2 protein-coding genes are annotated in these 10,802 nt (G+C 73.4%); both read left to right on the top strand.

The genetic code is table 11. The features are described from left to right. The first annotated feature begins 43 nt into the window (after positions 1–43). On the top strand, positions 44–5,110 hold the full coding sequence (locus ABZX65_RS00540) for a type I polyketide synthase (RefSeq protein ID WP_355332723.1): 5,067 nt from the start codon (positions 44–46) through the stop codon (positions 5,108–5,110). 61 nt (positions 5,111–5,171) lie between these two features. After that, the gene (locus ABZX65_RS00535) at positions 5,172–10,799 is read left to right on the top strand and encodes a type I polyketide synthase (protein WP_355332721.1); all 5,628 of its coding nucleotides are present in this window, start codon (positions 5,172–5,174) and stop codon (positions 10,797–10,799) included. Positions 10,800–10,802: the final 3 nt, after the last annotated feature.

The raw sequence follows: 10,802 nt of genomic DNA, 5'->3' as shown, positions 1-10,802 counted from the left end.
CGCTGTCGGACAAACGTCGCAGATCGTCGAAGGAGCGAGGGGAATGGCCACCGGTAACACGGAGGAGAGGCTTCGGGAGTACCTGAAGCGGGTGATGGCCGACTTGGGCGTCACGAAGCAGCGGCTGCGGGAGGCCGAGGCCGCCGCCCAGGAGCCGGTCGCGATCGTCGGCATGGCCTGCCGCTACCCGGGCGGTGTGCGATCGCCCGAGGATCTGTGGCGGTTGGTGGATGGCGAGCGTGACGCCATCGGCCCGTTCCCCGACGACCGCGGCTGGGACCTGGCCGGACTCTTCGACCCCGACCCGGAGAGCCGTGGCACCAGTTACGTCACCGAGGGCGGATTCCTCGACGGAGCGGCCGACTTCGACCCCGCGTTCTTCGGCATTACCCCGCGCGAGGCGCTCGGCATGGACCCGCAGCAGCGGCTCATGCTGGAGATCTCCTGGGAGGCGTTCGAGCGTGCGGGCATCGACCCGCGCGCCGTGCGCGAGGAACGGGTCGGCGTCTACACCGGAATCGTCGCCAACGGATACGTGTCGCGGCTGCGGCGCACGCCCGAGCCGGTCGAGGGCTACGTCATCACCGGCACCATGTCGAGCGTCGCCGCCGGGCGGATCGCGTACACGTTCGGTCTCCAAGGGCCCGCGCTCAGCGTCGAGACGGCGTGCTCGTCGTCGCTGGTGGCCCTGCACCTGGCCGTGCAGGCGCTGCGTTCCGGCGACTGCACGATGGCGCTCGCGGGCGGCATCGCGGTCATGCCGACTCCGGACGCCTTCGTGGAGTTCAGCCGCCAGCGCGGCCTGGCGCCCGACGGCCGGATCAAGGCGTTCGCCGCCGCCGCTGACGGCACCAACTGGGCCGAAGGCGCGGGCGCGTTGCTCGTCGAGCGGCTGTCGGACGCGCGCCGCAAAGGCCACCGTGTACTGGCCGTCGTCCGTGGCACCGCGCTCAACCAGGACGGCGCCAGCAACGGACTGTCCGCCCCCAACAACCTCGCTCAGGAACGGGTGATACGCGACGCGCTCGCCGACGCCCGCCTCAGCGCCGCGGACGTGGACGTGGTCGAGGCGCACGGCACCGGCACGACGCTCGGCGACCCCATCGAGGCGCAGGCGCTGCTCGCGACGTACGGGCGGGAGCGGACCGGCGAACGGCCTTTGTGGCTGGGCTCGGTGAAGTCCAACATCGGGCACTCAGGACCCGCGGCGGGCGTGGCGGGTGTGATCAAGATGGTGCAGGCCATGCGGCACGGAGTCCTGCCGAGGACCCTGCATGTCGATGAGCCGACGCCGCATGTGGAGTGGTCCGGCGGCGGGGTGGAGCTGCTGGCGGAGGCGCGCGAGTGGGTCCGGGGCGAGGGGCGTACGCGGCGGGCGGGCGTGTCGGCCTTCGGGATCAGCGGGACGAACGCGCACGTGATCCTGGAGGAGCCGCAGGCCGCAAGCGAGGACATCGCCGAATCCGGCCCCGCCGAGGGCCCGTTGGGATCGCTCAACGTCGTTCCGTGGCCGGTGTCCGCACGGTCGGCCGCAGGGCTGCGCGGGCAGGCGGACCGGTTGGCCGCCGACCTGGCCGCTACCGCCGCAGCCGCGGACATCGGCCTCTCGCTGGCCACCACCCGCTCCGCGATGGAGCACCGCGCGGTGGTCCTGGCCGCGAACAGCACACAGGCCCTGGACGTACTCGGCGCGCTCGCGGCGGACACGCCCGCCCCCGGCCTGGTGAGCGGAGCGGTTCGCTCCGACGCGGGTCGGGTGGTGTTCGTGTTCCCTGGTCAGGGGTCGCAGTGGGCAGGGATGGCGACTGAGCTTCTGGGGTCGTCTCCGGTGTTCGGGGCGCGGTTGGCGGAGTGTGATGCTGCCCTGATGCCTTACGTGGGGTCGTCGGTGGTGGAGGCGATTCGTAGCGGGGCTCTGGACGATGTGGTCGTTGTTCAGGGGGCGTTGTGGGCGGTGATGGTGTCGCTGGCGGCGGTGTGGCGGTCGGTGGGTGTCGAGCCGGGTGCGGTGATCGGTCACAGTCAGGGTGAGATTGCCGCCGCGTGCGTGGCGGGCGCGCTTTCCGTGGAGGACGCGGCGAAGGTCGTGGCGTTGCGGGCGAAGGCCATTCGGGGGACCTTGTCGGGCAACGGTGGGATGGTGTCGGTCGCGCTGCCCGCGCAGGACGTACGTGAGCGGATCGCGCGCTGGGACGGTCGTATTTCCGTCGCGTCGGTGAACGGGCCCTCGTCCACGGTCGTTTCGGGCGAGCCGCAGGCGTTGGACGACCTTCTCGCCGCATGTGAGGCCGGGGGCGTACGGGCCCGTCGTATCGATGTGGACTACGCCTCGCACTCGGCACAGGTGGACGCCATACGCGACAAGGTCATTGAGGCCCTGTCGGGTATCGAGCCGCGATCGTCGCAGGTGCCGTTCTACTCCACGGTGACCGGCGGCAAGCTCGACACCACCGCGCTGGATGCGGCGTATTGGGTGACCAACCTCCGTCAGGAAGTCCGTTTCGACGAGACGGTCCGGGCCCTACTGGCGGACGGGTTCGGCTACTTCATCGAGGCCAGCCCGCACCCGGTCCTGGCTGTCGGCTTGGCGGAGACGTTCGAGGACGCAGGCTCCGACGCCGTGGCCCTGGGTACCCTCCGCCGTGACGAGGGCGGTCAGGAGCGCTTCCTGGCCTCGCTGGCGGAGGGTTGGGTACGCGGTCTCCCCGTCGACTGGCGGTCCGTCTTCGCCGGAACCCCCGCCCACCACGTCGACCTGCCCACCTACGCCTTCCAGCGGCAGCGCTACTGGCTGGAGGACGACGATCCTGAGCGGGCAGCGGCGGGCGGCGCGGCGAACGCCGGGGTGCCCGATGCCGTGGAAGAGGCGTTCTGGGCGGCCGTGGACGGCGGAGACGCCGATACGGTGGCCGGTGAGCTGGGCGTCGTCACCGATCTGCCGCTGCGCGAGGCGCTGCCCGCGCTGTCCACGTGGCGCAGGCGCCGTCGTGAGGCGTCGGCGGTCGACGGCTGGCGGTACCGGATCGGCTGGCGGCCGGTCGTGTCCCCGGCGCAGGTACGGCTCACCGGCCGCTGGCTGCTGGTGCTGCCCCCGGCCGACCGGTGTCCCGCCGAATGGGCCGACCTCGCGGACGCGGCCCTGACCGGCCACGGCGCCCAGGTCGAACGGCTGCACCTCGACGCGACCGCTACAGCGGGAAGCGCCGACGCCCTCGCCGCAGAGCTGCGGTCCCGCACCGACGGCGACACGACCGGGCGGACCACCCCCCTCACCGGCGTCCTGTCCCTGCTCGCGCTGGACGAGACGCCCGATCCCGAGCGGCCAGCGGTCACGGAGGGCCTGGCCGCCACCGTTTCCCTGGTCCAGGCCCTGGTGGCGGTGGCCGAGGAGTCCGGGACGCAGCCGACGCTGTGGTGCGCCACCCGTGGGGCGGTGTCGGTGGCGGCGGGGGACAGGACGGTCTCGGCGGCGCAGGCGCAGATCTGGGGCCTCGGCCGGGTGGTGGCGCTGGAGCACCCCTTGCTGTGGGGCGGGCTGCTGGATCTTCCGGCCACGCCGCTCGCGGAGCTGTCCGATGAGGCGACGGTCCGGGTCGGCCGTGCCCTCGCCGCCGCCCTCGCCGGGATCGCCGACGAGGACCATGTGGCGCTGCGCCCGGACCTCGGCGGGCTGCTGGGCCGTCGCCTGCTGCGGGCCCCGGCCGCCGACTCGGCCGCCGTCCGCACATGGCTGCCCGAGGGCACAGTGCTGGTCACGGGCGGTACCGGCGGGATCGGCGCGCACATCGCCCGCTGGCTGGCCGCCGGGGGGGCGCCGCACCTGGTGCTGGTCAGCCGTCGCGGGGCGGACGCGCCGGGCGCCGCCGCCCTGGAGAAGGAGCTGGTGCAGGCCGGCGCACGGGTCACCTTCGCCGCCTGCGATGTCGCGGACCGCGACGCGCTCGCCGCCGTACTCGCCGCGATCCCGGCGGAGGAACCGCTGTCGGCCGTGTTCCACGCCGCGGCCGTTCTGGACGACAGCGTGGTGGCACATCTGACCCGTGATCAGATGGAACGGGTGCTGCGCGTCAAGGCCGGTGCGGCGGTGCATCTGCACGAGCTGACGCGGGACATGAACGTGTCGGCATTCGTGCTCTGTTCGTCGTTCGGAGCGACCTTCGGCATGCCGGGACTCGGCAACTACGCGCCAGGCAACGCGTTCCTGGACGCGCTGGCCGAGCGCCGCCGCGCCGAGGGACTTCCCGCCACCTCCGTGGCATGGGGTACGTGGGCCGGTACCGGTATGGCCGCGGGGGACGTCGGTGCCCGGGGCCGCCTGGAGGGCATCCACGAGATGGCGCCCGCGCTGGCCGTGACCGCCCTCCAACAGGCGCTCGACCGCGACGAGACCGCCCCGGTGGTCATCGACCTGCGCTGGGAGCGGTTCGCGCCCGTCTTCCACGCCAAGCGCCCGACCGCGCTGTTCGCGGAGATCCCCGAGGCGGTCGCCGCACTGCGGTCCGGTGCCGCGGGCGACACGGAAGCCGCGGGGACCGGTGCGGCCACGGCGGGGGAACTGCGGTCCCGGCTGGCGGGCCGCCCGGCGGCGGAACAGGAGCGCGAGCTGGTCGAGTTGGTGCGCGGGCACGCCGCCGCGGTCACCAGCCACGTGACCCTCGACGGCGCCACGGGGGAATCCGTCGACCAGGACCGGCCGTTCCGCGAGCTGGGCTTCGACTCCCTCATGGCGGTCGAACTGCGCAACCGGATCGGTACGGCGACCGGCCTGGCCCTGCCGTCGACGCTCGTCTTCGACTATCCGACGGTCGCGGTCCTCGCCCGCCACCTGCGCGAGGAACTGGGCCTCGGCGGCGAAGACACCGCCGGGACTCCGGGCCTGGCCGAACTCAACCGACTGGAAAGCGCGTTGGCGGCCGGACTGCCCGAGGGACCGGCCCGCGCGAAATTCGTCAAGCGCCTCGAGCGCCTGCTGTGGAAGGTCGGCGACGACGAGGCCGCGGACGACGAGGCACCCGAAGGCCCCGGCGGGAGCGCGACGGACGAGGACGCGCTGGGCGCCGCGAGCAACGAGGAGATCTTCGCCCTGATCGACCGTGAGCTGGGCACGTGATGACCCGCTCGTTCTCTGGAAACCCCGCCCGCAGGTCCCCACGATCCCCGGAGTGCACGCGATGACGAACCAGGCCCCGTCCACCGACGAGAAGAAGCTCCGCGACTACCTCAACAAGGTCATGACCGACCTGAGGCGCACGCAGCGGCGGCTCCGGACGGTCGAGGCGCAGAGCCACGAACCCGTCGCGGTCATCGGGATGGCCTGCCGCTATCCCGGCGGTGTCACCTCCCCCGAGGACCTGTGGGACCTCGTCGCGGGGGAGGGGGACGCGATGACCGGCTTCCCCGGTGACCGCGGCTGGGAGACCGACGACCTGAGGCTGTTCGACCCCGAGGGCGTCGAACTCGCCTGCGAGGGCGGCTTCGTGGACGGCGCGGCCGACTTCGACGCCGAGCTGTTCGGCATCTCGCCGCGCGAGGCGCTGGCCATGGACCCGCAGCAGCGGCTGGTCCTGGAGTCCGCGTACGAGGCGTTCGAGCGGGCCGGTATCGCGCCCGCCGACCTGCGCGGCAGCCGTACCGGCGTGTTCGTCGGCGCGTCCTACACCGGGTACGGCGCCGATGTCGCGCGGATACCCGAGGGCCTTGAGGGCTACACGATGACCGGGTCGGCCAACAGCGTGGTCTCCGGCCGTGTGTCCTACGCCTTCGGCCTGGAGGGCCCGGCGCTGACGGTGGACACCGCGTGCTCGTCGTCGCTGGTCGCCCTGCACCTGGCCGTGCGGTCGCTGCGCGACGGCGAGTCCGAACTCGCCCTGGCCGGGGGCGCGATGGTGATGCCGAGCCCGATGGAGTTCATCGAGTTCAGCCGCCAGCAGATGCTCGCGCCCAACGCCCGGTGCAAGGCGTTCGCCGCCGCCGCGGACGGCACCAGCTTCTCCGAGGGCGCGGGCCTGGTGCTGCTGGAGCGGCTGTCGGACGCCCGGCGCAACGGCCACCGCGTGCTGGCCGTGGTCCGCGGCACCGCGGTCAACCAGGACGGCGCGAGCAACGGCCTGACCGCCCCCAACGGCCCCTCGCAGCGCCGGGTGATCGAGGCCGCGCTCGCCGACGCCCGGCTGACCGGCGACGAGGTGGACGCGGTCGAGGCGCACGGCACCGGTACGACGCTCGGCGACCCGATCGAGGCGCAGGCACTGCTCGCCACCTACGGCAAGGACCGCCCCGCCGACCGGCCGCTGTGGCTCGGTTCGGTCAAGTCGAACATCGGGCACGCGCAGGCCGCCGCGGGCGTCGCGGGCGTGATCAAGATGGTGCAGGCCATGCGGTACGGACTGCTGCCGCGCACCCTGCACGTGGACGCGCCGACCCCCCAGGTCGACTGGTCCAGCGGTACCGTCGAGCTGCTGACCGAGGCCAGGCAGTGGCCGACCGCCGATGACCGGCCGCGCCGCGCGGGCGTCTCCGCCTTCGGCATCAGCGGCACCAACGCGCATGTCGTCCTGGAAGCCGCCACCGACTTCGCCGAGCCGGACGAGGCGGAATCCGCGCTGGACGAAGGCCCGTTGGGCCCGCTGAACGCCGTCCCGTGGCCCGTGTCGGGCCGGTCCGCCGCCGCCCTGCGCGCACAGGCCCGCCGACTGAGCGGATACGCGGGCGACTCCGACGCCCCGGACTTCGCCTCCATCGGCCGGGCGCTCGCCCTCACCCGCGCCGAGCACGAGCACCGCGCCGTCACCGTCGCCACCGACACCAAGTCGGCGCTCGGCGCGCTCGGTTCGCTGTCGGAGGGCGTCCCGGCGCCGGGTCTGGTGTCCGGTGTGGTGCGTCCGGGCTCCGGCCGGGTGGTTTTCGTCTTTCCTGGTCAGGGGTCGCAGTGGGCAGGGATGGCGATGGAGTTGCTTGCCTCGTCTCCGGTGTTCGCGGCGCGGTTGGCGGAGTGTGACGCGGCGCTGCGTCCTTACGTGGGGTCGTCGGTGGTGGAGGCGATCCGCGAGGGCGTCCTGGATGACGTGGTGGTTGTTCAGGGGGCGTTGTGGGCGGTGATGGTGTCGCTGGCTGCGGTGTGGCGTGCCGCCGGTGTCGAGCCGGGTGCGGTGATCGGTCACAGCCAGGGGGAGATTGCCGCCGCGTGCGTCGCGGGCGCGTTGTCGGTGGAGGACGCGGCGAAGGTCGTGGCGCTGCGGGCGAAGGCCATTCGCGGGACCTTGTCGGGCAACGGTGGGATGGTGTCGGTCGCGTTGCCCGCGCAGGACGTACGGGAGCTGATCGCGCGCTGGGACGGCCGGATCGGTGTCGCTTCGGTCAACGGACCTTCGTCCACGGTGGTTTCGGGCGAGCCGGAGACGCTGGACGACGTTCTCGCCGCATGTGAGGCCGGGGGCGTACGGGCGCGTCGTATCGATGTCGACTACGCCTCGCACTCGGCACAGGTCGACGCCATACGTGACGAGGTCGTCCAGGCCCTGTCAGGCATCGAGCCCCGGTCGTCGCAGGTGCCGTTCTACTCCCCGGTCACCGGCGGCAAGCTCGACACCACCGCGCTCGATGCGGCGTATTGGGTGACCAACCTCCGTCAGGAGGTCCGTTTCGACGAGACCGTCCGGGCTCTGCTCTCCGACGGCTTCGGGTACTTCATCGAGTCCAGCCCCCACCCGGTTCTCGCAGTCGGTCTCGCCGAGACCTTCGAGGACGCGGGCTCCGACGCCGTTGCACTGGGCACCCTCCGCCGCGAAGAGGGCGGCCAGGAACGCTTCCTGACGTCTCTCGCGGAGGGCTGGGTACGCGGCCTGCCCGTCGACTGGCGGTCCGTCTTCGCCGGAACCCCGGCCCACCCCGTGGACCTGCCGACCTACGCCTTCCAGCACCAGCGCTACTGGCTGGAGGGTGACGCCGCGCGCGCCGGGGACCCGAGCGGGCTCGGGCAGGAGTCCGTCGATCACCCGCTGCTGTCGGCCGCGGTCCGCGTCGCCGACGAGGACCGGATCGTGCTGACGGGCCGCCTCTCGCTGCGCACCCACCCGTGGCTGGCCGACCACAGTCTGCACGACCGTCCCGTGCTGCCCGGCACCGCCTTCGCCGAACTCGCCCTCTACGCGGGCGAGATGGCGGGCTGCGGCCGGATCGAGACGCTGGAGCTGGCCGTGCCGCTCGCGCTGCGGGGAAAGGCCGCGGTGCACGTCCAGGTGTCCGTCGGCGCGCCCGACGAGGACGGTGGCCGCCCGCTGGCCGTGCACGCCCGCGCCGAGGACGCCGAGCCGGACGCGCCATGGGTCAGGCACGCCACCGGCGTCCTCGTACCCGAGGAACCGGACGCGTCCGGCCCGGCCGACGAACTGGAAGGCTCCGTCTGGCCGCCCAGCGGCGCGCAGCCCGTCAGCCTCGCCTATTTCCACCGCCGGATGGCCGACCTGGGCCAGGTGTACGGTCCGGCGTTCGAGGGCCTGCGCAAGCTGTGGCGGGTCGGCCGCGAGTACTACGCCGAGATCCGGCTGCCCGAGGAACACGCCCGCGACGCGGCGCGGTTCTGCCTTCACCCGGCTCTGCTGGACGCGGCACTGCAACCCGCCCTGGTCAACCGGAACCAGAACGCCCAGTGGACGCGGTGGTCCGGCTTCTCGCTGCGCGCCGCCGGGGCGACCGCGCTCCGCGCCCACCTGCGTCCGACCGGCCAGCCCGACGAGTTCACCGCGACGTTCACCGATCCCGACGGCGGCCCGGTCGCCGTCCTGGACGCCGGGCTGCCGCAGCCGGTGACCGCCGACGAGGTGAACCACTCGGCCGCCGGCCGGCCGGACAGCCTCCACCGCGTGGAGTGGGCGCCGGTTCCCGTCTCCGGCCAGAGCGCCGACTGGCTGCTGCTCGGCCCGGTCGACGACCGGCTCACCGAAGCCCTGGAGGAATCCGGGGCGTACCCGCAGGCGTACGACGATCTCGGCGCGCTCACCGAAGCTCTCGACGCGGGGCTTCCCGCGCCCGAACTCGTCGCCGTCAGCCACGGGTTCGGTCCCCGAGGGCGGGACGACGCCTCGGCCGCCCGTGCCGCCACCGTCGACCTCCTCGCCACGGTCCAGAGCTGGCTCGCCGAGGACCGGCTGGCACCGTCCCGGCTGGTCGTCTTCACCCGGCACGCGGTCGCCGCCCGCGCCGAGGACCGGATCGACGACCTCGTCGGCGCCGCGCTGTGGGGTCTGATCCGTTCGGCGCAGGCCGCCCACCCCGGCCGGTTCGTCCTGGTCGACGTGGACGACGACCCGGGCTCGCTGGCGCTCTTCCCCACCTCCGTACCCGCCGCTGTCGGCTCCGGTGAACCCCAACTCGCTCTGCGCGCGGGCACGGTCATGGTGCCCCGGCTCGCCCGTGCCACGTCGTCGGCGGCAGGCGGCACCCCGTGGCGGCCCGACGGCACCGTCCTGATCACCGGCGGCACCGGCGCCCTCGGCAGCCTGATCGCCCGTCACCTGGTCCAGCGGCACGGCGTACGTCACCTGCTGCTGGTCGGCCGCCGCGGCGAAGAGGCCCCCGGCGCGGCCGAGTTGCGGGATGAGTTGACCGGGTCGGGTGCAGCGACCGTCACCGTCGCCGCGTGCGACGCCGCGGACCGCGACGCGCTCGCCGCCCTTCTCGCGACCGTCCCCGAGGAACACCCGCTGACCGCCGTCCTGCACTGCGCGGGCGTACTGTCCGACGCCTCGCTGGAACGGCTCACCGCGCAGGACATCGACCGGGTCTTCGCGCCCAAGGCCGCCGCCGCCCTCCATCTGCACGATCTGACGCGCGACGCCGACCTGTCCGCGTTCGTGCTGTTCTCCTCCGCCTCCGGCGTCCTCGGCAGCATCGCCCAGGCCAACTACGCCGCCGCGAACGCCTTCGTCGACGCCCTCGCCCGGCAGCGCCGCGACCTCGGGCTGCCGGGTCAGTCACTCGCCTGGGGCCTGTGGGCGCAGAGCAGCGCGATGGGCGCCGACGCCGACGCGGCCAAGGTCGCGCGGGCCGGGGTCCTGCCGCTGTCCGCGCGCCAGGGCACCGACCTGTTCGACGCGGCCGTCACCGATGGCGAGAGCCTGCTCGTCCCCATCCGGCTCGACACCGACGCGCTGCGCGTACGGGCCGCGTCCGGCACGCTCCCCGACCTCCTGCGCGGCCTCGTCCAGGCCGCCGCACCGGCCAGGCGCAAGGTGGAGGCACCGCGCGCGGAGACCGCGGCGGCCGACTGGTCGGCCCGGCTCGCCGGGCTGTCGCAGGCCGAACAACTGCACAGGCTGGAGGAGTTGATCCGCGGCCACGTCGCCTCGGTGCTCGGCCACGGCTCGCCCGAGGCCATCGAGACCGACCGGGCCTTCAAGGAGCTGGGCTTCGACTCCCTGACCGCGCTGGAGCTGCGCAACCGTCTCCAGGCGTCCATCGGTGTCCAGTTGCCCGCCAGCATCGCCTTCGACCACCCGACCATGACCGCCGCGGCCCGCTTCATCCGCGGCCAACTCGCCCCGGGCGAAGCCGCCGAGACCGTCCCGGCCCTTGCCGAACTGGACCGCCTGGAATCGGTGCTGCTGGACCTGCCGGCCGCCGACGACGAGCTGCGGCGGAAGGTCACCGCGCGGCTGCACGCCCTGGTCTCCAAATTGCAGGACGCGCAGGACCCGGGCGCCGCCCGGTCCGCCGGCAAGGCCGCCGACGACCTCGATCTCGAAGCGGCCACCGATTCCGAGCTGCTCGCCATGCTCGACGACGAACTCGACACCCCGTGACGG

It is taken from the genome of Streptomyces sp. NPDC003300 (genome assembly GCF_040610915.1).
Lineage (GTDB): Bacteria > Actinomycetota > Actinomycetes > Streptomycetales > Streptomycetaceae > Actinacidiphila.
The sequence above is the reverse complement of the archived record's forward strand: the minus strand, read 5'-3'. Positions and strand labels throughout refer to the sequence as shown.